Annotated in this window: 23 protein-coding genes; 11 read left to right on the forward strand and 12 right to left on the reverse strand. The window is 45.0% G+C overall.

Translation table 11 applies throughout. The annotated features are described in order from the left end of the window. Positions 1–47: 47 nt before the first annotated feature. The 8 genes from sigZ to K5Q92_RS03870 form a co-directional block, all read right to left on the reverse strand. On the reverse strand, positions 48–599 hold the full coding sequence (sigZ, locus tag K5Q92_RS03835) for an RNA polymerase sigma factor SigZ (RefSeq protein ID WP_259649478.1): 552 nt from the start codon (positions 597–599) through the stop codon (positions 48–50). 157 nt (positions 600–756) lie between these two features. Then, on the reverse strand, positions 757–1,083 hold the full coding sequence (locus K5Q92_RS03840) for a 2Fe-2S iron-sulfur cluster-binding protein (protein WP_220767733.1): 327 nt from the start codon (positions 1,081–1,083) through the stop codon (positions 757–759). A gap of 122 nt (positions 1,084–1,205) precedes the next feature. Further along, a complete protein-coding gene (locus K5Q92_RS03845) occupies positions 1,206–1,913 on the reverse strand; it encodes a glutathione S-transferase family protein (protein ID WP_220767734.1) in 708 nt (235 codons plus the stop codon). A 229-nt stretch (positions 1,914–2,142) separates the two neighbouring features. Beyond that, positions 2,143–2,949, reverse strand: a complete 807-nt coding sequence (locus K5Q92_RS03850) for a 5'-methylthioadenosine/adenosylhomocysteine nucleosidase (RefSeq protein WP_220767735.1) — start codon at positions 2,947–2,949, stop codon at positions 2,143–2,145. A gap of 501 nt (positions 2,950–3,450) precedes the next feature. Beyond that, positions 3,451–4,446: a TerC/Alx family metal homeostasis membrane protein gene (locus K5Q92_RS03855; RefSeq protein ID WP_220767736.1), complete on the reverse strand. Its 996-nt coding sequence runs from the start codon at positions 4,444–4,446 to the stop codon at positions 3,451–3,453. Positions 4,447–4,822: 376 nt separating this feature from the next. Then, positions 4,823–5,317 carry a hypothetical protein gene (locus K5Q92_RS03860; protein WP_259649479.1) on the reverse strand — a complete coding sequence of 165 codons (495 nt, stop codon included), beginning with the start codon at positions 5,315–5,317 and terminating at the stop codon, positions 4,823–4,825. A 161-nt stretch (positions 5,318–5,478) separates the two neighbouring features. After that, positions 5,479–5,910 carry a GFA family protein gene (locus tag K5Q92_RS03865; protein ID WP_220767737.1) on the reverse strand — a complete coding sequence of 144 codons (432 nt, stop codon included), beginning with the start codon at positions 5,908–5,910 and terminating at the stop codon, positions 5,479–5,481. A gap of 280 nt (positions 5,911–6,190) precedes the next feature. Then, positions 6,191–6,634 carry a universal stress protein gene (locus tag K5Q92_RS03870; protein ID WP_220767738.1) on the reverse strand — a complete coding sequence of 148 codons (444 nt, stop codon included), beginning with the start codon at positions 6,632–6,634 and terminating at the stop codon, positions 6,191–6,193. A 626-nt stretch (positions 6,635–7,260) separates the two neighbouring features. Here K5Q92_RS03870 and K5Q92_RS03875 point away from each other — a divergent pair. After that, positions 7,261–8,523 carry a dicarboxylate/amino acid:cation symporter gene (locus K5Q92_RS03875; RefSeq protein WP_220767739.1) on the forward strand — a complete coding sequence of 421 codons (1,263 nt, stop codon included), beginning with the start codon at positions 7,261–7,263 and terminating at the stop codon, positions 8,521–8,523. 120 nt (positions 8,524–8,643) lie between these two features. On the opposite strand, the gene K5Q92_RS03880 is transcribed toward K5Q92_RS03875, so the two are convergent. Then, positions 8,644–9,420 (reverse strand): slipin family protein, encoded by a 777-nt coding sequence (locus tag K5Q92_RS03880; RefSeq protein ID WP_220767740.1) that lies wholly within the window; start codon positions 9,418–9,420, stop codon positions 8,644–8,646. Positions 9,421–9,430: 10 nt separating this feature from the next. After that, positions 9,431–10,966, reverse strand: coding sequence for a nodulation protein NfeD (locus tag K5Q92_RS03885; protein WP_259649480.1), 1,536 nt, complete (start codon positions 10,964–10,966; stop codon positions 9,431–9,433). Positions 10,967–11,558: 592 nt separating this feature from the next. Here K5Q92_RS03885 and K5Q92_RS03890 point away from each other — a divergent pair. The 10 genes from K5Q92_RS03890 (at position 11,559) to K5Q92_RS03935 (ending at position 21,250) form a co-directional block, all read left to right on the forward strand. Next, the gene (locus K5Q92_RS03890) at positions 11,559–12,920 is read left to right on the forward strand and encodes a Na(+)-translocating NADH-quinone reductase subunit A (protein WP_220767741.1); all 1,362 of its coding nucleotides are present in this window, start codon (positions 11,559–11,561) and stop codon (positions 12,918–12,920) included. Then, a complete protein-coding gene (locus K5Q92_RS03895) occupies positions 12,920–14,131 on the forward strand; it encodes an NADH:ubiquinone reductase (Na(+)-transporting) subunit B (protein ID WP_220767742.1) in 1,212 nt (403 codons plus the stop codon). The genes K5Q92_RS03890 and K5Q92_RS03895 overlap by 1 nt, the downstream gene beginning before the upstream one ends. Then, positions 14,124–14,282 carry a hypothetical protein gene (locus tag K5Q92_RS03900; protein WP_220767743.1) on the forward strand — a complete coding sequence of 53 codons (159 nt, stop codon included), beginning with the start codon at positions 14,124–14,126 and terminating at the stop codon, positions 14,280–14,282. The genes K5Q92_RS03895 and K5Q92_RS03900 overlap by 8 nt, the downstream gene beginning before the upstream one ends. Beyond that, positions 14,282–15,052 carry a Na(+)-translocating NADH-quinone reductase subunit C gene (locus tag K5Q92_RS03905; RefSeq protein WP_220767744.1) on the forward strand — a complete coding sequence of 257 codons (771 nt, stop codon included), beginning with the start codon at positions 14,282–14,284 and terminating at the stop codon, positions 15,050–15,052. The genes K5Q92_RS03900 and K5Q92_RS03905 overlap by 1 nt, the downstream gene beginning before the upstream one ends. Before the next feature lie 3 nt (positions 15,053–15,055). After that, complete coding sequence (locus tag K5Q92_RS03910; RefSeq protein WP_220767745.1) at positions 15,056–15,679, forward strand: NADH:ubiquinone reductase (Na(+)-transporting) subunit D; 624 nt, start codon at positions 15,056–15,058, stop codon at positions 15,677–15,679. A gap of 8 nt (positions 15,680–15,687) precedes the next feature. Further along, the gene (gene nqrE, locus K5Q92_RS03915; RefSeq protein ID WP_220767746.1) at positions 15,688–16,296 is read left to right on the forward strand and encodes an NADH:ubiquinone reductase (Na(+)-transporting) subunit E; all 609 of its coding nucleotides are present in this window, start codon (positions 15,688–15,690) and stop codon (positions 16,294–16,296) included. Positions 16,297–16,355: 59 nt separating this feature from the next. Then, positions 16,356–17,573: an NADH:ubiquinone reductase (Na(+)-transporting) subunit F gene (nqrF, locus tag K5Q92_RS03920; RefSeq protein WP_220767747.1), complete on the forward strand. Its 1,218-nt coding sequence runs from the start codon at positions 16,356–16,358 to the stop codon at positions 17,571–17,573. A 387-nt stretch (positions 17,574–17,960) separates the two neighbouring features. Beyond that, positions 17,961–18,716, forward strand: a complete 756-nt coding sequence (locus K5Q92_RS03925) for a putative porin (RefSeq protein ID WP_220767748.1) — start codon at positions 17,961–17,963, stop codon at positions 18,714–18,716. Positions 18,717–18,939: 223 nt separating this feature from the next. Next, positions 18,940–19,248, forward strand: a complete 309-nt coding sequence (locus tag K5Q92_RS03930) for a hypothetical protein (protein ID WP_220767749.1) — start codon at positions 18,940–18,942, stop codon at positions 19,246–19,248. A 196-nt stretch (positions 19,249–19,444) separates the two neighbouring features. After that, positions 19,445–21,250, forward strand: a complete 1,806-nt coding sequence (locus K5Q92_RS03935; RefSeq protein WP_220767750.1) for an aryl-sulfate sulfotransferase — start codon at positions 19,445–19,447, stop codon at positions 21,248–21,250. 109 nt (positions 21,251–21,359) lie between these two features. Here K5Q92_RS03935 and trpA read toward each other — a convergent pair whose 3' ends face one another. After that, positions 21,360–22,169 carry a tryptophan synthase subunit alpha gene (gene trpA / locus K5Q92_RS03940; RefSeq protein WP_220767751.1) on the reverse strand — a complete coding sequence of 270 codons (810 nt, stop codon included), beginning with the start codon at positions 22,167–22,169 and terminating at the stop codon, positions 21,360–21,362. 10 nt (positions 22,170–22,179) lie between these two features. Then, on the reverse strand, positions 22,180–23,370 hold the full coding sequence (gene trpB / locus K5Q92_RS03945; RefSeq protein WP_220767752.1) for a tryptophan synthase subunit beta: 1,191 nt from the start codon (positions 23,368–23,370) through the stop codon (positions 22,180–22,182). Between the last annotated feature and the right edge of the window lie 32 nt (positions 23,371–23,402).

The following is a 23,402-nucleotide window of genomic DNA, read 5'->3' on the forward strand; positions in this document are numbered from 1 at the left end:
GCGCCTTTTTATTTACGGGTTTTAATTAAAAATAAGAATCGCTGCTTTTAACAGCGATCGCAGTGGCCTGATTTTGATTGATATTCCATAATGTTGCCTTTGCTATCAATTGAGAACTCACAACAGCTGTTGAATAGCTGGTAGAGTTTTTTTCGGCTTTGTTTAACCCGAGATTTCAAGGTTGAATAATTTAGCTGATTTTGCTCGGCAAAATCTTTTTGTGACGTACCGTCAATTTCAATGGCAATTAATAACTTAGCGTCTTCTTCTGGCAGTTGCTTAATAAATGGCAATAGGCAATGAGAAAGTTCTTTAATGATAAGCGCTTCATCTTGTTCGTCATACCATAAGTCATCGGCTGTTAACTTGCTCAATTGACTATTTTTACGATAAAAGTCGATGATGGTATTGTTGGCGATTTGGAATATCCATGGCTTGATTTTACTGCTGTCGGTAACGGTTTGTAGGCTCTTATGTGTTTTGATTAAGATCTCTTGTAAAAGATCTTCGACATCCGCAGTGTTGGCAACTTTTCGATGTAAAAAAGCTTTAAGACTTGATTGATATTCAGTCCAAATGGATTCTAAACGCATACTCATTAACTCGCTTTGACTCTCTTGCTGTGACGCCGATGTGGCTTATTCGTGCCCATATTGGACTGTAAGTTATTTCGACCACAAATTAATTATACAGTTACCAGAGCTGATGATGCGACAACCTGCTCTTTTGTATGTTTTATATATGACATAGCTTGGTTTAACCACAATAGCAGGCAGGATTAACGGCTGGCTTAACTTGTAGCTTAAAGTCTTTTATAGCCTTCTTACGAACTTCATCTAAATCTTTCCTTCGCACAGTGACCACCATTCCTGCTGTGGGCTTTGTTGAGCAAGCATAAGCGCTTTGGCCGTTAATTTCGACTAAGCAAGCTCTACAACAGCCACGCTTTCGTTGGTTTTTTAGACATGGCGCCGGAATGTTAATATTGACCTTGCGCGCCATTTCTACCAGGTTTTTATCCTCCGGTGTGAGTAACGCTTCTCTATTATCTATCTTTATAAGAGCAGGTTTAAATACAAGCATAGTGTACCTTTGGGGGGAGCTAAGTTTGGATTCATGAGTTAAAAACTCGTATCAAGGAGCAAGCTGGCCAATGCAGGCGTACTCCTTGTACAAGTTGTGATTAGTGAGCTACATGTTATTGATTACTGACAACAGGAGCTTGTTTCTGGCGTGCAACGATTGCTGTTATTGCATTCTGTTCCATTCATCACTGCCGCGAGATAGGTATTACTCAGGTAGAAATGGCTGAACACTGCTACAAAATCTTGTGGAACGGTTTTTTCAGCAAGTCCAGATCCTATCAATGCTGCCTGCCAGTTTTGCACTTTCGGAAACCCTGTCAGCATGTCGAATCCGGCTTGCTGCTTTATTACGGCCGCACGATGTAGTAAGGGCAGCCAAGCAATATCAACATTAGAAATATAATCCCCTTTAAAAAACTGAGAACCATTGAGTTGTTGTTCAGCCTTTGCGAATGACTTTTGCAAGTTTTCCAATCGAGTATCGAATGTTTGTTTATCTTTACTGGCCATAGTGCCACATTGAGCCATGTAGTGTTTACTTGCTTGGTATGACCAAGCACGATCGAGTGCTTTTTGTTCTGGCGAGACATTTTCTATCGGCGCATATTTGTCATCTAAATATTCAACAATAGCGTCAGATTCGAACAGCACTTTGTTTGTTTCTGTGATTAACACAGGTACTTGGCCATTGGGAGAGATATCTAAAAACCATTGTGGTTTGTTGCTTAGCTCGATGTACTCGATTTCAAATGGCACATTTTTGGTTATTAGCGCGCCCATCACGCGTTGTACGAACGGGCAGTTTTTAAAGCTGATCAGTTTTATCATTTTGTTGCTCCAAAAGGGATCACGGTTTTGTGTTTACCTCTATAAGACGAGCAAGGATTCAAAAAGACGATATATTTTTAAAATAGATTTAAAATAAATAAACTTTACTGGAGGTTTTTGCTTAACCGTCTGAATTGTAATGGTTTAATTTGTTTATGGGGTTCTAAGAAAGGCGCGAACAAAAATTTTGCACCTTTCTTTATCTCGATTTAGACAGTGATACGCTAGCTTACATTTTACTTAGCATATTTAAGGTGATGGCAACTGAATTGTCCGCAGTCACTTGTTTGGCTTCTTCGTAAACAAGGTGGGCTGAGCCATCGGCTTTATCAGAGATGGTACGAATAACGACGAGTGGAATGTCAAACATGTCGGCCACTTGCGCAACTGCAGCACCTTCCATCTCAACCGCAATAGCGTTGAACTCTTGAAGTAGCATGCTGACCACTGCCTTATCGGCAATAAACTGATCACCCGTTGCAATAATGCCAGAGTGCACGCGCGCTGCACCGACCGAGTCCTTTGCCGCTTCAAGCGCTAGCGCTTGTAACTTTTCATCGGCGTAGAAGAGGCGATCATCATAACCATCAAGCTGACCTTTCGGCGCACCAAAGGCGGTTAAGTCAACATCGTGCTGCACTAGGGCCGTTGAGATCACCACATCGGCAACATTCAGTTTAGGCCCAGCCGCACCCGCGATACCGGTGAAAATAATACTATTAACGTCGAAGTGATTAATCAGCACATAAGTGGTGATAGCTGCATTGACTTTACCTACGCCAGAACGTGCCACAACAACAGGTTTGCCATTAATTAGGCCAGTGTAGTATGTGTTCTTGGCAATAGTGTGAGTTTGACGCTGGTTAATTTCAGGTAGTAGCTTTTCAATTTCAGCATCCATCGCACCCAAAATAGCGATAGGCTGAACTTGTGTATTTTCACTGGTTTTAGCTAGAGGCTGAGCAGCGGCATTGATAGTGAATAGAGAGCAGAACACAGAGTAGAGCAGGGCGAAAAGAACAAATGTGGTGCGCATCTTGGTGGTATTCCAAAAGTTTAGGTGCGCGCATCATAATGAGCTTGGTAGTCCGAGTAAATGTGCTTTTGAGGGATATTTACTTAACGTGAACTTAGCAAGTTTCTCTTAAAACTTGCAGAGATGGAATTGGCATTTTACAAGTTAAGTACAGCATCAAACTTACTCCTTAAAGTTCGCCCCTAAAAGTTAGCCCCTTAAAGTTAATCCCTTAAAGTTAGTCACTAGAACCATGTTAAGAGGTGATTTGTTATCTTTATTGGACTAGATATTTCACTTGCATATACGCTATTACAACTTAATGACATCTGTCAGCTCCCTCTGTGGCAGGTATAAGGCAGTATCGCTATACCTGCCATAGCCGTGAGGCGCTGTAACTTTTTAAAGTCGCTCGACGGTGACAAATATCGTCTTGTTTAAAGGGCTGCTACACCTTTTTGATTACTTGAACGCGCCGCTATTTATCACCACCTTATGGTTGAACAGAGCCGTATCTGCTTATCAGTCTTTTTGAGTTAGCTTAAGTGCAAGGGCTTGTTTACTAATTTTTTCCAATTGCTGCTGTTTCCAAATGGATGCGCCAATACCTGCTGCAAGCGAAGAGACAATGACTGCTAAAGACACTGATGTTGTTATAGCAAATGGGGTATCAATCAGCAGCATTTTGATACCAATAAAGCACAGCATGAACGCTAACGTATGGTGCAAATAAGCAAATTTGCTCAACATACCACCGAGAACAAAGTACAGCGAACGTAGACCTAATAAGGCAAAGACGTTTGCAGCAAGTACCAAGTACGCTTCCTGTGTTACCGCAAAGATCGCAGGGATTGAATCCAAGGCGAACATTATGTCTGTCATCGCAATGACCATGACAACGACTAACATTGGGGTTGCCAATATTCCAATGTTATCGCGGATAAAGAGCTTACTCCCATGGTAATCTGGGCTGATCCGCAAACATTTTTTCACTAAACCAACGGCGATACTGTCTGAAAACGATGTGCTCTCTTGAGCATGCTGACGCCAAAGTTGTATACCAGTCCAAATTAAGAAGAAGCCGAACACATAAAGTATCATGTGGAATTCTGCAATCAGTGGTGCGCCAACTGAAATCATGATGCCGCGCAATATTAGTGCCCCTACAATACCTAACATCAGAACCCGAGGAATATGTTTTTCTGGTACGTTGAACTGACTAAAGATCAGCGCAAAAACAAATAGGTTGTCGACGCTCAGTGACTTTTCAAGAAGATAACCCGTGATAAATGCTGTGGTGGCTTCCCTTGACGAAATTTGACTGTCTGGCGACATTTCTGGCCAAAAGAGGTAAATCGCTCCTGCAAATAAAAATGCCAGCGAAAACCAGAACACGCTCCACACTATGGCTGAACGAAAATTGACCCTGCCTCTTGTGAGTAATAAATCGATGCTAAGCATCAACAGAGTGAGAATAAGTAGGCCTTGATAACCTGAAAAGAGTTCATTTAAGGACATGATACCTCCGACAGGCGGATGGTACAGGAAAGTTGGGTGCACCTGACCAACCGCATAGCTAAAATGATAAAAGCAAATACGTGTTGTTGGTCTTGTCAAAACACATGAGTTAATGTGTTCTCGCGAGCCGGAAGCAAAAGCAACGGAATGACGACGGCGCGACAGAGTGACTACTCCCCAATCCTAGGTATCTTAGTCCTTTTTTATTAAAGAGAGAACCTAAAAATGACATAGATAGGTTAACTACAAAAGAGCGGATTATTTGGTGGAGTTTTCACCTTTAATGTGAATTGTTTAGCATTTGAAAGTTTTATACTTCATGCACTTATATGGACAGTTTTAAGTAAACTGTCCATATAAGTGCTCAATAGAAATCTTAAAAATCAAACTTAGCGAGATCCGCTTCATCGGCGCCATCGTTACACTCACCACGTATGGTGCCGCGGTCAACTTGAATGCTGCGATAAAGCTCGATATAGCCATCGCGGCAATAGCCGTTCATCTTAATAGTTTGTTGTAAACCATGCTCTACTTGCGCCGTCCAACCGCTTAGATCTGGCCCTTGATAACCTTGCTTTGTGCGTGAGCGTTTTTTCTGGTTTGAGCGTACCTCATGTGGTAAAGGTGCACTTTGTGGTGTATCTGCGGTGAGGATGGCGCGGTAGGTAAATAGCTTTAAGCCATTACTCATGATATCGGTTCTAAAGGAGTCGGAAACTTGTCCTGCAAACTCTTCGGGTTCGATATCGGGCTTACTACTACAAGCCCCCACTAACGTACTCAGTAGGACAATAAAAGGCAAAGCTGAAAGCCGTGAAGTTAAGCGCATAGGTGTTTTTTGTTCGAGTTTTTGGTTTATATGAGCCAGCATAACGTATATCGACGTAAGTTAGCAGTGAGATTACAGGATTTTACAGTTCATGGGCTTATATTTGGCTAGGAGCGAGGGCGCTACGCTTATAGATCCTAGGGTAAGACAAATCTAGTGCCAGTTCATATTCTGATTTATTTTCCTGACCTAGCACCTTCATTTTACCCTCTGTTTTTATCATACCTTGGGCAGTTGTCTTGAATGTTAAACCATTCAAGTTGGCTGTCGGTGTAGATATGATAATTTGGTTTGATGGCATTTGGCTCATTGAGTGTGCTGATACTTAAGGTGAGGTATTGCTCATAACGCAGATCGCGAAAGCTAAGCTGGCTGCCGCAATGGGGGCAAAAGCCGCGCCGAACATGTTCGGATGAGGCATACTCTGTTGGGGGCTCTGTAAGCCAGGCGACTTGCTCCCGCTTAAAATCCATCCAGGCACCAACAACAGAGCCGGTACTTTTTTGGCAGTGCCGACAATGGCAAAAGTCTGCATCGAAGGGAAGGCCCGTCACGCGATATTGCACCTTGCGGCATAGGCAACCACCTGTGAGTGATTGAGTTAGCTTATCAGTTGATTCTTTTGTGCTATTCATTTGGCTACTTGAATGCTGTACTGGAGATAAGATACAGCTAAACATAACGGCGCTTCAGATACTAGGTTTACGGCATAAATGCCGATCTACAAAGAAGCAAATGTTAGGTTCTAGGGCGCAGCGTTTCTATATAAAGCTTTAGTCTTTTCTGTTTTATTGAGCGAAGCGTTCGTCTTAGTACTATCCGTTTACACTTGTTCCGTCTGAGCTTTCCCTAAAACCTAAAACCTAAAACCTAAAACCTAGAACCTAGAACCTAGAACCTAGAACCTTCTTTTAATCATTTAACCACCAAAACAGGGCATTTGGCTTTATTTGCTATTTGTTCTGATACGTTAGGGTTGAGCATATGAGACAGGCCTGTATGGCCATGGCTGGCGATAACTATCATGCCGACATCATTCTCAATACTGTCTTCGAGAATTTGAGCAAAGGTATCACCGCTTCTAATTGCGGTTTTAACTTGCAGTGTCTTATTAAGCTGAGGCTCGATTTCCTTCACCAGAGCATCGAGTTTTTCGTTTGAATAGGCTTCTAGCTGAGTTTGTAGCTCTTCAAGACTTTCTACCACAATGTCGTAATGGTGTTCGCCGTAGGGTTTACTCATCACATGTAGCAAGCGGATATTGACTTGATATAAATTTGCCATCTCGATGGCATAGCCTAGGGCGTGGGATGCCGTTTCTGAAAAGTCAGTTGGGCACAAAATCTGGCGAGTACGCATAATAATACCCTCTGTGAAAATAAGGCGTGAAACATCATTGATAACGCACTATCTCCTCACTTATATAGTGGGGGATTTAATAGGCTTAAGTGCATCTTTAATAATAGACAGAATTTAGCCAGTTAGCCTGTGAAAATAGTTAGCAATTATGCTGTGACAACAAGAATGTGCGACTGTTGGCTGAGTCAAAATGTAAGCCGTTTTTACCTATACTTTGCTGCGTGATCAGGCAAGGTATCGAGTCGGTATTTTGAAATAGAGCAGGTGCAATGGTGACAAATATCCACTTTAAGTGAGCAGAGCCTGAATGGCTTTGCTTTAATAGGTGATACTGTGAGTTATTTTTAAGCATGAGTGTTGTGTAATTGTTGGCTCGGGTTGTGCGTTGGTTGCGGTGGCACCATTGTTTGTAACACTAGATTTTGATTAATGAACTTTCTATTTTTTATGGCGCCATTTTTTGATGATTGTTCAATGCAGGGCAGATAAATTTTATTATTTATCGTAATTAGTCATAACTCGTTAGTGAATCACATTAATTGACAATGCTGCATGTTATTTTTGCATTAAATAATCAAAGAGGGATAGATCCCTCTTTTATAAAGTAAGTCTGTGATGGAGCTAGGGTGTTGAACATAAAGAAAAAGTTTTATAAAAATATCGGATTCCAAGTCGTTGTAGCCATGGTCTTGGGAGCGATAGTGGGTATGGTGATGGGGCACGATGCCTCTATTTTTGCTCCGTTAGGTACGTTTTTCATTCACTTAATCAAAATGTTGGTGATCCCGTTAGTTGCGGTATCGATTATCGCTGGTGCCGCGAGTCTAGGCGCCGGTCCATCGGCGGGTAAAGTCGGTATTGGCACCATCGCTTTCTTCATGGCGACGTCAGCATTGGCTGTAACCTTGGCACTGGTGATGGGAGAATTCTTCCAGCCAGGTGTTGGTATGGACTTTTCACAGCATACAGCGGGTCTGGCTGCTGTAACCGCTGAGCAGGGCGCACTGCCAGGTGTAGCCGATACCATTATCGGTATGGTTCCAACTAACGTGTTTGAGGCGTTAACTGGCGGCAACATTCTGCAAATTTTGGTGTTCTGTATTTTCTTTGGTATCGCACTAACTAAAGTTAATCAAGACGCTGCTAAGCCGATCACTTCTGCACTTAATACTATTGTTGAAGCCTTTATTTGGATGATTAACATCGTGATGTTGATTGCGCCAATTGGTGTGTTTGGCTTGATGGCTGACTCTGTTGGTACCTTTGGTTTCCAATCATTGACTGTGGTACTGAACCTGTTTGTGGTTTATGTTGCCGCTATCTTAATTTACGGCTTTATCTTCTTCCCATTGATGGTGAAGTTCTTCTCTAACGTTCCGGTTGGCAAGTTCCTATCGGCAATGAAGAAGCCACAAGCATTGGCGATGTCTACTGCTTCATCTATGGCTGCGTTGCCTGTGAACATAGAAGTGTGTGAGAAAGAGCTAGGTGTATCTAAGTCGACAGCCGCATTTGTATTGCCATTAGGTGCCACCATTAACATGAGTGGTAACGCTATCTACTACGGTCTAGTTGCAGTATTCTTCGCTCAGATGTTCAATGTTGAGTTAGGTCTTGCCGCTTACGTTGCGATTATCTTCACCTCGACACTAGGTGCGATTGGCCAAGCGGGTGTACCGGGTCCATCATTCCTCGTGATTGCGGTATTAGTTGCTGCTGGTATTCCAATTGAAGGCTTACCACTACTGTTTGCTCTTGACCGTGTGTTTGACATGATCAGAACGACGCTAAACATTACTGGCGATGCGGTTTGTGCTGTGGTTATCGATAAGTTTAACCCTGAAACTGAGATCCCTGCAGTGGCGGCACAGGCGAATGCTAATAGCTAAGCCTATTTAGCTCTCGCGAGCTTGTTAACCAGTTAGTTAACAATAGAAAGCCCTCTTTTTAGAGGGCTTTTGCATTTTTAGAGCAAAATGAAACGCTGGCCTTAAAACCTTATTATCTTGCTACGGTTTTTTATCTTGATCGCCTAACACGCCCTTGAGTAGATCCATAGGGAGGGGGAACAGAATGGTGGAGTTCTTCTCTCCGGCGATTTCGGTGAGGGTTTGCAAATAACGCAGTAAGATGGCGTTGGGTTCGGAGGAGAGTTTCTCGGCAGCTTCAACTAATTTCGCAGAGGCTTCCATCTCACCAGACGCATGGATCACCTTGGCTCGACGAGTACGTTCGGCCTCGGCCTGTCTAGCGATGGCTCTTATCATGGTTTCGTTTAGATCCACATGTTTGATCTCGACATTAGATACCTTAATCCCCCAGCCATCGGTACGGGTATCAAGAATGGCTTGAATATCGGTATTGAGCATCTCTCGATTGGCCAGCATCTCATCAAGTTCATGTTGACCGAGCACCGAACGTAAGGTGGTTTGTGCCAGTTGTGATGTGGCTTGCAGGTAATCCTCAACATTGATAATCGCTTTTTGAGCATCGATCACCCTAAAGTAGATCACCGCATTGACCCTTACTGAGACGTTATCGCGGCTGATCACATCCTGAGTCGGTACATCCATCACGACAGTACGCAAATCGACTCGTACCATCTGTTGCACTATGGGGATCACTATGATCAACCCCGGCCCCTTTACCATATAAAAACGGCCTAAGAGGAAGATCACACCGCGTTCATACTCTCTTAAGATCTTAAACATGCTGACGAGTAAGGCGACAACCAGGAAGGTTAATACGCCGATAAAGACGCTGCCATTACTGACAATGGGTTCCATATTCGATTCCTTAGCTATTGAGCAATGCTTGATTAGAAATTGGAGGCAGTTCGACCTCCAGTGAAAGATCGTGGCGCACAATAACGATAACTTGCTGGTCTTTGTGAAGCGCTGACTGCGAGTTGGCCGCCCAAACCTCACCATGAAGCAGCACAAAGCCTTTATAGGTAGACTGAATGTCGTTTACATTGTGGGCTTCAAGTACATCCGTCGGTAGTTTTTCTCTTTCGATTCTATTTTTCTCGAGATCTGACAGGGTAAAGTCATCGACGACCACAGCAGTCTGACCGACGATCTGACCATCTCCACTGACCGCTGGTGACTTTCGGCTACGCCATAGCGTGCCCAGTACCAATAGCGACATGAATGTCACAGTCACCGACACTGCAGCGATGAGAGGCAGTGAAAGTGCAAAGTGATCGGTTTCGGTATCGAGTAAGAACAAGGAGCCGATGGCAAAGGCGGCGATGCCCCCCAAGCCAAATATGCCAAAGCTGGGGGCGAAAGATTCTATGGTGATCAGTGCGATCCCGAGCAGTAACAAGCCTAAGCCCGCATAGCTAATGGGAAGCATCTGAAAAGCATAGAGGGCAATAAGTAAGCTAATGGCTCCCGTCACGCCAGCGACACCGATCCCCGGGCTATAGAATTCGAGCAAGATACCGTAGATCCCGATTAACATAAGAATATAAGCCACGTTGGGGTTAGTGATTGTGGAGATGATACGGTTACGCCAGTCGGGTCTTAAGTAATGTAGCTCGGCGTTATCTAATGCCAGCGTGTGTTGCTGATGATTTATTTCCACTTGCCAACCCGTTAGCTCTGCCACCAACCTTGGGGCATCGGGACTGATGAGATTGATGACATTTTTTTCAAGAGCTTCTTTTGCCGTCAGTGTTGCCGCTTCTTTTACCGCGAGTTCGGCCCACTGCTCGTTACGACCGCGAAGCTGCGCTAATGCCCTTATATAAGCGATAGCATCGTTGAGCACTTTCTTTTCCATAGCACTAGGGCTGCTTGGGGTGGTTTTTTCTTCATCCTGTGGATCTTTTTTGGGGGCTGGCGTCGGTGCGCTACCCGGACCAATACTGACAGGGGTTGCCGCGCCTAAGGTGGTGGCATCGGCCATAGCGGCGATATGGCAGGCATAAAGAATATAGGTGCCAGCACTCGCCGCTCTGGCACCTGGCGGCGCGACTAAACAGGCGATAGGCACTGAGGAGTTTAGAATCGTTTGGTTGATATCTCTTAGACTGGAGACTAGGCCTCCCGGGGTGTCCATCACGATAACGATCAGCTCGACATCGCCACTTCCAAGTGCTGCGCTTGCGTTCGCTTGTTCAATTCCCTGAGTGAGGTACTCACTGGTTGCCGGGCCGATGGCGCCTTCAAACTCCAGAACTAAGACTTGTGGCCTTGAGTTTAAGCTCTGTTCTTGTGCTGTGTCGGCGTAACTGCTGGCACAACAAAATGATAGTTGCAGAAAAATTGCAACCAGTAGCAGTGACATAAAGGCGGGCAATCTGTGTGATAGCAAAATGAGCATCCAATATTCAGCCTTATGATAAGTTTAGTGCAGCTTGGCAAATTTGGCGCAGTCGATGGCTAATGAATGACGCGATAGCTTTCGATTAATGCTGAGGACGAGGTTGAGGGGCAAAGAACCGAGAGTTGAAGTTAGCTGAGTAGCTAAAGTCGCTATAGTCGTAGTGAGCAAGATGAGAAAAATTCGTGATAAGCGCTGGAACTGAAAGCAAGTCACGTTAGTGTTATTTTTGTTGTGTAATTTTACTGCTGTTCCCAAGCTATGGCGTTAGGTTGAGGGGCTATCACCATAGGTGTTACATGACAGTCTGATTCTTATCTTATTGTTAAAAATGAATTTTCATAGAGTTTAGTCTGTAACTCCACAGTTGTTAGCCCTATTGGTTATTTATTATGTTATTTACGTATTAAAACTACATAAGTAGCATTTTTTGCTGATAGTTTTGAATGTCTGTCACGAAACGCCCCCTGCAAACGTTCTTTTTTTGTTGGTAACTTACAATTTTGGCCGCAAAGTGTGAAGTCTAGCTCGGAATGTTAGTTAACAAACATTTACTATTGTGCATCCAATTTTTTAACGGTTGATTTTAGTGATGGCAGGTTACTCAAACCAAGTTATAACGATAAAAAAGGGCTTAGATGTGCCCATAGCCGGTGAACCTTCGCAAGTTATCCATGATGGCCCTAAGGCATCTCATGTCGCTTTGCTCGGTGAAGAATATGTCGGCTTGAAACCCACTATGCTTGTCGAGGTCGGGGATAGCGTTCAAAAGGGCCAGGCTCTTTTTGAAGATAAAAAAAATACCGGCGTCATTTATACCGCGCCCGCAAGTGGTAAGGTCATCGCTATTAATCGTGGTGAACGCAGACTTTTTCAATCCATCGTTATTGAATGTGATGGCACTGAGGCTAAAAACTTTACAGCATGTGAAGATATTGGCTCTCTAAGTCGTCAAGCCGTACAAGATAAGCTCGTTGAAAGCGGTTTGTGGACCGCGCTACGTACTCGCCCTTTTTCTAAAGCTCCTCAATTAGATAGCAGCCCTGCTGGTATATTTGTTAGCGCAATGGATTCAAATCCATTGGCCGCAGAGCCTAGACTCGTTATTGCTGAGCAGACGGAAGCCTTTGCGGCGGGGCTACAGGTATTGAGCCAGCTGACCGATGGAAAGGTACACCTATGCCAAGAGCAAGGTGAACCATTGCCGGGTCATGACTTACCCAAAGTCAGCAATCACTACTTTGCTGGTGTTCATCCAGCGGGGATCGTTGGCACCCATATTCATTTCGTCTTGCCTGCCAGCCTTGAGCGCCCAGTGTGGCACCTTGGCTATCAAGACGTTATCGCCTACGGCAAACTGTTTTTAACGGGTGAGCTTTATACTGACCGTGTTGTCGCATTGGCCGGCCCCGATGTGATTCATCCACGCTTGCTTCGCATTCAAGCGGGCGCACAGCTATCAGAAGTTATTCGAGGAGAGCTTAAAGCGGGCTTCTCTCGGGTGGTGTCAGGCTCAGTGTTGTCGGGTCATACTGCAATAGGACCTCATGACTTCCTAGGCCGTTTCCATAACCAAATCAGTGTATTGCAAGAAGATGCTAAGCATCAGTTATTGCCTTGGGTTCGTGGCGGCTCTAAAAAGTTCTCTATTACCCGAGCGGTTACATCTCGTCTCAAGGGAGCCAAGCAGTTGTTCGACTTTACAACGCACACTGGTGGTTCGGCTCGCGCCATGATGGCCTTTGGCCAGCTAGATCGCGTCATGCCTCTGGATATCTTACCGACCCTGTTGGTGAGAGATTTAGTGGTTCGCGATACAGATGAGGCGCAAGCTTTAGGTGCATTAGAGCTGGATGAAGAAGATTTGGCACTGTGTACATTTGTTTGCCCAGGCAAGTATGACTTTGGCAAAGAGCTGCGTGCTTGTTTAGAGATTATTGAGAGGGAAGGGTAATGAGTCAGCAAGATAAAAAACCTGATATCCAAGAGGATTATTATGCTCCGGGTAACTCGGTTAAGGGCTACCTTAGCTCGCTGCTGATTGCCCACGGTCGCAGCACCCAAGGTAAAGTACATATTCGTGATGCGATCGATGTAAAACGCACCATGACCATAGTAGGACTATGTCTATTACCCGCTATTTTGTTTGGTATGTACAACATAGGCCTTCAAGCTCAGATTGCTGTTGCATCGGGTTTAGCTACAGCAGATGTGTGGCAGCTTATTCCTTTTAATCTGATTTTTGGTGCCATGAGTGAGCAAACTGGCTTTATCGGTTTATTCCTCTACGGCCTGAGTTTCTATGCGCCTATCTACCTAACGGCATTGGCTGTCAGCCTATTTTGGGAGATGGTGTTCGCCAAGGTTCGTGGTCAAGAGTTACACGAAGGTTTCTTCGTTACCGCGTTACTGTTTACCTTGATTTTACCTGTCTCAACGCCACTTTGGTTGGTCGCCATGGGGATCACCTTTGGTGTGATCATGGCAAAAGAGGTCTTCGGTGGCATGGGCTACAACTTCTTAAATCCAGCGCTTGCAGGTTTAGCCTTTATCTATTTCGCCTACCCATCACAAGTGACCGCTGTGAGTCAGCTCGTCGCTGTCGATGGTTTCTCTGGCGCAACGACCTTAATGCAAACCGCAGCAGGTAAGGTGAGCTTTGCCGATTATGCTTGGTTTAATGCCTTTAGTGACCCTAACTGGTGGAACCACTTCTTTGGTTTTACTGCCGGTGCAATTGGTGAAACCAGTACTTTAGCACTATTACTTGGCGGTAGTTTCCTTATCCTGACACGTTTGGCTGATTGGCGAATCGTAGCGGGTGTGATGCTCGGTATGATAGTAACAGCGACCATGTTCAACCTTATCGGCTCAAGCAAGAATGAATTGTTTGCAATGCCGTGGACTTGGCACCTCGTCACGGGTGGTTTTGCTATCGGTATGATGTTTATGGCCACCGATCCTGTAACTACCTCTTATACCCGTAAAGGTAAGCTTGCTTACGGGTTATTGATTGGTTTTATGACAGTACTTATTCGAGTGGTGAACCCAAAAATGCCTGAAGGCATTATGCTCGCCATCTTATTTGCCAACCTGTGGGCTCCTATCTTCGATTATTTGGTCGCCAAGGCCAATATCAAGCGGAGGCTTAAGCGCCATGGATAATAGAACTTATTCGATGCAAAGCGGCTGTGCGTCATTATTGGCGATGCCGATGATGTTAATTGCCAATGTTTGGGAAGCGATATTTGAATATGTCATCTATCGGACACCAAAGAGTGCGAATCCTCAGGTCAATACGGAGAATAAAGCGTAATGGCATTTAAGAAAGATTCTTTTATGGGCACCATGATTTTTACTGTGACCCTATGTTTACTGTGCTCATTTATGATCACGGGCACGGCAGAAGTGCTTAAAGAGCGCAAGTTAGTGAAGAAGCGCGATGAGCTGATGCGAAATGTACTGCTTGCTGCAGATATCGATATCAGCGGTGATAAAGATTTCAGAGCGCTGTTTGCAAAAGACGTTAAGCCACAACTGGTCTCGCTAGATACCGGTGAGGTGGATTCGAGCGCCAATGTGATGGATTTTGATCCGCGCATGGCTGCGATCAATCCAGACACATCTAGCAAGCCGAAGAAAGACACCGCAAAAATTAAATCCCGTGCCGATCAAGTGCGTGTATTTAAGGTGTTTGATGATAGCGGCAAGCTGAGCAGTGTTGTGGTGCCAATTTATGGTAAAGGTTTATGGTCGATGATCTACGGCTTTGTAGCACTTAAGCCTGATCTCAATACCATCGAAAATATTGTGATTTATGAGCACGGTGAAACACCGGGGATCGGTGACTTCCTGAACGATCCTGAGTGGACATCTCAATGGCATAACAAGCAGATCTTCGATGAGAAGGGCAAAGTAGCCTTTAAAGTCGTTAAAGGCGGCGCTAAAGAAGGTGACGTTCACGGTGTTGACGCTGTGAGTGGCGCTACTATGACCGGACGTGGCTTACAGCGAGCCGTACAGTTCTGGTTCGGTAATGAAGGTTTTGAAACCTTCTTCCAAAAACTAAAAGCGTCGGAGGTATAAAGGATGAGTACTCAAACTATTTCGACTAAAGACATATTAACTGGACCTATTTTTAGCAACAACCCCGTTGCTATGCAGGTGCTAGGTGTCTGTTCGGCGTTAGCCGTGAGTAACTCGATGCAGACCGCGTTAGTGATGACGCTGGCGGTAACCTTTGTATTGGTGTTCTCAAACCTGATTATCTCGACCATTCGTGCACTCATTCCAAACAGCGTGCGTATTATCGCCCAGATGACAGTGATTGCATCACTGGTAATCGTGGTGGATATGGTGTTGCAAGATGTTGCTTATGAGCTATCGCGTCAGCTATCGGTATTTGTTGGCTTGATCATCACCAACTGCATCATCATGGGCCGTGCCGAAGCGTTTGCAATGAAGAATCCGCCTCATTTGGCGGTTGTGGACGCCGTGGGTAATGCTATGGGTTATGGCGTGATTTTACTGGGTGTGGCATTTGTTCGTGAACTGCTAGGCAGTGGCACCTTGTTTGGTCATGAGATTTTACAAACCGTTGAGAATGGCGGCTGGTATCTTGCAAACGAGATGTTCAAGTTGCCACCGAGCGCTTTCTTCCTTATTGGCCTAATGATCTGGTCAATCAACGTCATTCAACGTAAGCGAGGCTAAGGGTCAATATGGAACATTATATTAATCTGTTTATTCAAGCCGCGTTTATCGACAACATGGCGCTAACGTTCTTTATGGGCATGTGTACCTTCTTGGCGGTATCGAAAAAGGTATCAACCTCTTTCGGTCTTGGTATCGCGGTTATCGTAGTGATGACTATTGCAGTACCAGTTAACCAACTGATCTATGCCAATGTATTAGCGCCTGGCGCGCTTGCTTGGGCTGGGTACCCAGCGCTGGATTTAAGTTATCTGCAGCTCATTACCTTTATCGGTGTGATTGCAGCCTTAGTGCAGATTTTGGAGATGTTCTTAGATAAGTACATTCCAGCTCTGTATGACTCGCTCGGTATCTTCTTGCCGCTATTGACAGTGAACTGCGCAATTTTCGCTGGCGTGATTTTTATGGCGAACCGTGATTACACTCTCGCAGAGTCGACGGTATTTGCCTTAGGTTCAGGTTTTGGTTGGGCAATGGCGATTGTAATGCTAGCCGGTCTGCGAGAACGCATGAAGTTTCATGCTATCCCTGAAGGGTTGCAGGGTATAGGCATTGTGTTTATTACGACGGGCTTGATGGCATTAGGCTTTATGGCTTTCTCCGGAATTTCTATTTAACGGTGTTTTGAGTCTTGAAACCCCTTTAATGAAAACGAATTAAACAAAAGGTAGATTCGATGGAAATGGCAATTGGTATCGGTATGTTCACCTTAGTGGTGAGTATATTGGTAATGGTGATTTTATTCGCCAAGAGCAAATTGGTCTCTACAGGCGACGTCAACATTCGCATTAATGATGATGTAGAGAAAAGTATTTCGACGCAGGCCGGAGACAAGTTGCTAGGCGCACTTGCTGGCAAGAATATCTTTATCCCATCTGCTTGTGGCGGTGGTGGTACCTGCGGTCAGTGCCGAGTAAAGGTTAAATCTGGTGGCGGTGAAATCTTGCCGACAGAGCGCGACCATATTACTAAGAAAGAAGCGAAAGAGGGTTGTCGCCTAGCTTGTCAGGTATCGGTGAAAACCGATATGGAGCTAGAGGTTGAAGAGGAGATCTTCGGCGTTAAAAAGTGGCAGTGTGAGGTGATCTCAAATGATAACCAAGCAACCTTTATTAAAGAGCTACTGCTTAAACTGCCTGAGGGTGAGGATGTGCTTTTTAAAGCGGGTGGCTATATTCAGATTGAAGCCCCTGCACATGAAGTGAAATACGCCGATTTCGATATTCCTGCTGAATATCGTGATGATTGGGAAAAGTACGATCTCTTCAAGCTAGTTTCAAAAGTCGATGAAGATGTGCTGCGCGCCTACTCAATGGCAAACTATCCAGACGAGAAGGGCCGCATCATGCTTAATGTGCGTATCGCTACGCCACCAAGTGATAATGTCCCTCCGGGTAAGATGTCATCGTATATCTTTAACTTGAAAGCGGGTGACAAGGTAACTATCTCTGGCCCATTCGGTGAGTTCTTCGTGAAAGAGACCGACGCTGAAATGGTGTTTATTGGTGGTGGTGCAGGTATGGCGCCGATGCGTTCGCATATCTTTAACCAGCTTAAGAGTGTGAAGACCAAGCGTAAGATGAGCTTCTGGTACGGTGCGCGCTCAACCCGTGAAGTTTTCTATCAAGATGATTTTGATACCCTAGCGGCTGAGAACGACAATTTCGTTTGGCATGTAGCGCTGTCTGATCCACTACCTGAAGATAACTGGACAGGTTACACTGGCTTTATTCATAACGTGCTGTTTGAAAACTATCTTAAAAATCACAAAGCGCCTGAAGATTGTGAATTTTACATGTGTGGACCTCCGATTATGAACTCATCGGTAATCGCCATGCTAGAAAGCCTAGGGGTAGAGCCTGAGAACATTTTACTTGATGACTTCGGTGATTAGAGTCTCTCAAAAATAAATTTAATAAAACGCAGCCTAATGGCTGCGTTTTTGTGTCTAAGTACACTTCACTGCATCTATGTTTAAAAGCACGGAGGATTACCATCTTTTATGTGATCAAAATGTAGGGTGCTTGATACTGTTGTGTTTATGTTGTTTTTCGAGGGTGTAAAGCTTTGCAGTTTTTGTTGTTTTTGTAAGTTTCTATCGTGTTTTAGTGTTTCATTTTGTCAACGATTCAATTATTGTGTGCATCGCTAGGAGGGCAGCAGTGATTATGGTTTTAATCACTGAGTTATATCAAGGATGGCATATGATCTGCCTATGCTTATCAATATACCTGCACATCATTATCTCTTAGCATTAAACACAATATAAGGGAATAAATTGATGAGACAAACAACTACAGCTTTAGCAATTCTTCTCAGCCTTACCAGCCTAAGTGCTGCAGCAGCTCAAGATCACAACTATCAACATGAAGCTAGTCTTAGTTATGCAACTAATTCAGAAGAAGTGAGTGACGGTCTTTGGAACGCGAACTATCGTTACTATTTCAAAAGTGTTGAGCAAGGCAAAACACCTTATGCGCTGAACGGATTTTTAGCACAAGAATCAAATGTCGGAGCAAACTATCAAAACTTCGATCCAACTGATACTGATAGTTATGGTGTCGATGGTACATTTGTTTTTGATTCTAATTGGTTCGTTGCTGCTAATTATCAAAAGTTTGATGTAGCAAGCTATGACTTCAATACTTATGGAGCTGAAGTGGGTTATTACTTTAACGATAGCTCTGCAGTATCTGCGTTTTATCAAGATGGTGATGATAACTTCACTGAAACATACGGTTTAAAAGTGCGTAGTTACATTGCTCTTCAATCTACTGCTGGCATCGATTTAAGCGCAAACTGGGCGCATAACGAGTTTGATGATGTAGTAAATCTGGGGGCAGACTTGTACGTTAACAACTCTTGGTCTGTAGGTGTGGGTTATACCAATAGCGACCTCGATGATGCATTTGATGTGCGGACAGCTTATTGGCTGCGCATTTCAGACAATTTTTCGGCAAACTTTCAAGTTTCAAAAGTCCTGGATTCTGACTATGATGGCGTTGGTCTAGGTTTGGGCTTGGTAGGACGTTTCTAAGCTATTTGCTTTTAGCGCCTCCAACAGAATTAAAACGCAGCCTCATGGCTGCGTTTTTGATTTACAGCACGTAAGAACATTATCGTTAAATTGAGGTGCAGGGATATAAACGATTTGATGGCAAGTGCTGATATGCACTAAATTGAAAAGGAAGTAAGCTTTTGAGGATAAATTGTGCTAGCTGACCTTTTCTGACTAACTTTTGACTTTGGAGTTTTAATTAATGGCTATGGCAGAATTATCGATTGTCGCACTTATTGCCGTGGTTGTAGTGGTGAGTTATCTGTCTATCTACCCTAAAGTAGCAGGTAGCGATATTACACGCTTGCTTTGGTGTGATATTGCCATCTCTGCATTTGTATTAACGCTGGTAGGGGGGAAATATTGGGGCTCTGGCGAAGAGTTTAGCTTGTTGCTACTGGATGTTAATTGGTTCTGGTTTACCTTGATTATGTACCTGATTATCGAAGTGCCCATGGCGATGTGGTACGCCAAAAAGCACAATATCACCAAGGAGAATATGGACGAGTAAGCAGCATGCCTAGTGTATGGATAAACGACAATGGTATTTAATGAAAGTTTGCTTTATCTGCATTGAGATAGCTAAAGCGTGATCCTTACATCAAACTCAAAATATACTCGCCGTTGTGTTAATTAGGCAGCTACTTTAATTGAATTTGCTGATTATAATCGGCCTCAGTTTTTGACTCGCTGAGAATATCAATTAAATGTCTAGACCCTCTTTAATGCTACCCGCATTAGCTTTATCCCTTAGTCTGTGTGGCACCCAAGTTTTTGCCTCTATTGATGGTATGAAGCCTAAGCCAGTTGATGGTGCTCCGTTAGGCTATATCATTCATAACCCTTATGAAAACGCGCCGCTAACCGCTTTAGTCACCCTAGCGGGTCATACTATTTCAGGCGTTGAAGTCACCGTACATGCTAATGATGAAGATGGTGTGAGTCTGACTTACCAAGTCGATGATATGCGGGTGATGGATGAAGGCGGCGTGCCTATTTTTGGTCTTTATCCAGCGTTTATGAACCACTTTACCGTTAAGTGGACGGAGAATGGTGAGCGTAAATCCCACGACTATAAAATGCTAACCCCCGATATTGATATGGGATTTTCTGAAAGTCAGTGGGCTAAAGCGCCACTGGTTGAAGTTGAGCATGTCGATGCCGATTTTAAAGACAGATTGTACTTTGTAAACTGGACCAATGCCGACGGTAAAGCTGCACCGCTGATGCATAACAATGTCGATGCGCCCGGGGCATTTTCTTGGGATGGTAAACCTGGGTTCTTCATTATTGATACAGCGGGTGATATTCGCTGGTATATGAATCCCTATACCACTCATGACGCGAAAAGCTATGACAATGCTGGTTATGCCATGGGCATGAACGTCACTAAAGACGGCAACATGGTGTGGGTACAAGGCCAAGGTTGGAAGAAGATGTCGATTATGGGGCGGATGATCTCTGAGCATAACTTACCGGGTAACTTTATCGATGCCTCACACGAAGGTATTGAGGGGGCGAATGGTAACGTGTTTATTCGCGCTGCCGCTAAAGACTACCGTACCGCAGATGGCCGTTTGGTTAACACTGTGCGTGACCAAATTATCGAGGTGGATAACACGGGTAAGTTGGTGGATTACTGGGATCTCAACACCATCTTAGATCCAATGCGTGACGCGGCGCTGTTATCTCTGGATGCGGGCGCGGTATGTCTAAACATCAACCTTGACGATGCGGGTCATCAAACCACAGAGGAAGACTTAGCAAAGGCGCCATATGGTGACATTCATGGAGTAGCAACCGGTCGTAACTGGGCTCATGTTAACTCTATTGAGTATGATCCTGCTGACGACAGCATTATCATCAGCTCGCGCCATCAGTCGGCGGTGATTAAAATTGGTCGTAATAAGCAAGTTAAGTGGATCTTAAGTGCCAGCAAGGGCTGGAGCGAGAAGTTCCAAGATAAACTACTTAAACCTATTACGGCAGACGGTGAGCCGATCTGGTGTAATGAAAAGGGCGCATGTCAGGATAAAGACTTTGACTTTAGCTGGACATCACATACTGCTTATTTAGTCCCAGAGAAGGGTACCCTAACTGTATTTGATAACGGCGATGGCCGCGATTTAGGCCAGCCTATGTTTGCTACCGAAAAGTACTCGCGCTCAGTAGAGTATAAAATCGATGAGCAAAACATGACGGTTCAGCAGGTGTGGGAATACGGTAAAGATGAGCTTGGCTATGAAGGCTACTCACCAGTGACCTCTATTGTAAAATACCAAGCCGATAAAGACAGCATGATGAGCTACTTCGCCTCAGCAGGCCTGTTTGGTTTGGGAGGCGGTTACGGCAACCTGAAGATGGATGACACCACTGGTAAGGTGCAATCCATTCTGGTTGAGCACAGATATGGCGAAACAAAGCCTGCGGTACGCATCAATATCGATAGTCATGATATGTTTGCCACGGGTTATCGCGCGCAGGTCATTCGCGTCAACGAGATGCTGAAATAAGACTGAGATGCTCAAGTAATTGGTTAATGAGTAGTCGATTATTGAATTGAGCTTTTAAACAAAAATAGCGCCATCAAGGCGCTATTTTTATATCTGCGAGGCTATATTATTAGCGAGCCGTCGCCGCTTTCATGTTGCGGGTAAATTCACCGAGAGTGCTTAACAAGGTTGTCTCGTTGTCTTTATTGGCTTCGATAATCTTAACCACAGCAGAACCAGAGATGGCGCCAGCAGCTCCCGCATCGATAGCGGCTTTGACTTGATTTGGCTCAGCAATACCAAAACCGAGTAGCGGTGGCGCGCCATTAAACTCTTTTAGACGAGTGAGAATGTCATCTATTGGCATACCTGCCTTCGATTCAGTTCCGGTAACTCCCGCGCGTGATAGCAGGTAAGTGTAGCCTTCTCCTTTTTCACTGACCTGCTTGAGCGTGTCGCTGTCGGCATTAGGCGGCGCGATAAAGATTGGGCATACGCCGTGGGCTTTGGCTGACTCGATAAAGGGGGCGGCCTCCTCGACTGGCGCATCGGCAATCAATACAGAGTCAACACCAGCGGCTTGGCATTTTGCATAGAAGGTATCGATGCCATTAGCGTAAACCAAGTTTGCATATAAAAGTAAGCCGATAGGCAGGTCAGGGTATTTAGCACGAATGGTGCCTAGCATCTCGAAGCACTGGCTTGGCGTTGTGCCCGCGGCTAAGGCGCGCAGGTTAGCCCCCTGAATAACAGGTCCATCGGCTAATGGGTCTGAAAATGGGAAGCCAAGCTCGAGGGCATCGGCACCGTTTTCCACTAAGGTATCTACTATCTTAAGTGATAGTTCAGGTGATGGGTCGCCTAAGGTGACGAATGGCACAAATGCGCCTTGGTTTTTCTCATTTAGGGCGGCAAAGGCTGCCTGATAACGTTGACTCATTGCCACTCTCCTAGCTGTTCTGGTTTTGATTTTCAAGAATGTCTGCAACGGTGAAGATATCTTTGTCACCGCGGCCCGATAGGTTGACCACTAATAGAGTCTCTTTAGTCGCTTCTTTGGCAAGCTTCACCGCATAAGCCAGTGCGTGAGCCGACTCAAGGGCTGGAATAATCCCCTCTGACCGTGCTAGTAGCTGGAAAGCTTCGAGTGCTTCATCATCGGTTGCTGACTCGTAAGTCGCGCGGCCAATGGCTGCAAGGTGAGCATGCTGCGGCCCAACCGATGGGAAATCAAGCCCTGCCGATACAGAGTACGACTCCTCTATTTGCCCTTCGCTGTCTTGCATCAATGGCGCTTTCATACCAAAGAAAATCCCGGTTTTGCCGTGCTTAAGTGGCGCGCCGTGCATTGGCGTATCTATGCCTTTACCCGCCGGCTCGACACCAATGAGTGCGACCTCTTCTTCATCGATAAAGTCGGCAAACATACCGATGGCATTGGAGCCACCGCCGACACAGGCGATAACCGCATCCGGCAGACGACCTTCACGCTCGAGAATTTGGCTCTTGGTTTCTGCGCCAATCATACGCTGAAACTCACGCACAATTGTTGGGAATGGGTGTGGCCCTGCGGCCGTACCCAGTAGATAGTGAGCTTTATCGTAGCTGCCAGACCAGTCGCGCATAGCTTCGTTGCAGGCATCTTTTAGGGTGGCTGAACCTGAGGTTACAGGGATCACTTCTGCGCCCATCAGCTTCATTCTAAATACGTTTGGTGATTGACGCTCAACATCTTTTGCGCCCATATACACCTTACACTTAAGACCGAGTAGGGCACAGGCAAGAGCCGTTGCCACACCGTGTTGTCCCGCGCCAGTCTCGGCGATGATCTCTTTTTTCCCCATGCGCTTGGCTAGCAAGGCCTGACCCAATACCTGGTTGGTCTTGTGGGCACCACCATGAAGTAGATCTTCACGCTTTAGGTAGATTTTGGCTAACGGATTAGGACTTAAGTTGCGGGTCAGCGTTAATGCTGTTGGGCGACCCGCGTAGTTCTTTAATAGCTCGGTAAACTCTTTCTGGAAGCTTTCATCTTCTTGGGCTTCGATGAAGGCGGTTTCTAACTGCTTCAAGGCCGGCATTAAAATTTGTGGTACGTACATGCCGCCATATTCCCCAAAGTAGGGATTTAACTTGCTCATAATCTTGTCCTGTCTCTTTTCATTTTGTGGCC

Source organism: Shewanella sp. MBTL60-007 (genome assembly GCF_019654915.1).
GTDB lineage: Bacteria > Pseudomonadota > Gammaproteobacteria > Enterobacterales > Shewanellaceae > Shewanella.